Raw genomic sequence first — 330 nt, 5'->3', positions numbered from 1 at the left:
GTGTTCTCGCTGTCCGAGATGGAGGTGTACGGCTGCCCGGTGTGGGGCACCAAGGGCTACAGCGTCGGCTTTGACTGCCAGTGGGACCTGTTCAGGGACACCGCGCACCGAATCAACGGAACTCGGTACAATTGGTGGCTGCGTTCCGTCATGGGTGGCTCCTCGTCCTACGTGTGCTACGTCAACTACTACGGCTCTGCCACCTACACCTCGGCGGCGAACGTCTGGGTTCGCCCCCGCCCCGGCTTCCTCTTCGGCTAACCAGCCGAGTGCTCTATACTCTGCTTTTAGGCGACCGCCTTGCGCGGTCGCCTCTCGCCCGCGAAGCGG

At 63.6% G+C, this 330-nt stretch carries 1 protein-coding gene; it reads left to right on the top strand.

Annotated features, from left to right (window positions below; translation table 11 throughout):
- Nucleotides 1-261, top strand: a 261-nt coding sequence (locus tag RX395_RS10185; RefSeq protein WP_316367414.1) for a DUF6273 domain-containing protein, incomplete at its 5' end; no start/stop codon positions are given.
- Nucleotides 262-330 lie beyond the last annotated feature (69 nt).

It is taken from the genome of Collinsella aerofaciens, from assembly GCF_032584215.1.
Lineage (GTDB): Bacteria > Actinomycetota > Coriobacteriia > Coriobacteriales > Coriobacteriaceae > Collinsella.
The sequence above is the reverse complement of the archived record's forward strand: the minus strand, read 5'-3'. Positions and strand labels throughout refer to the sequence as shown.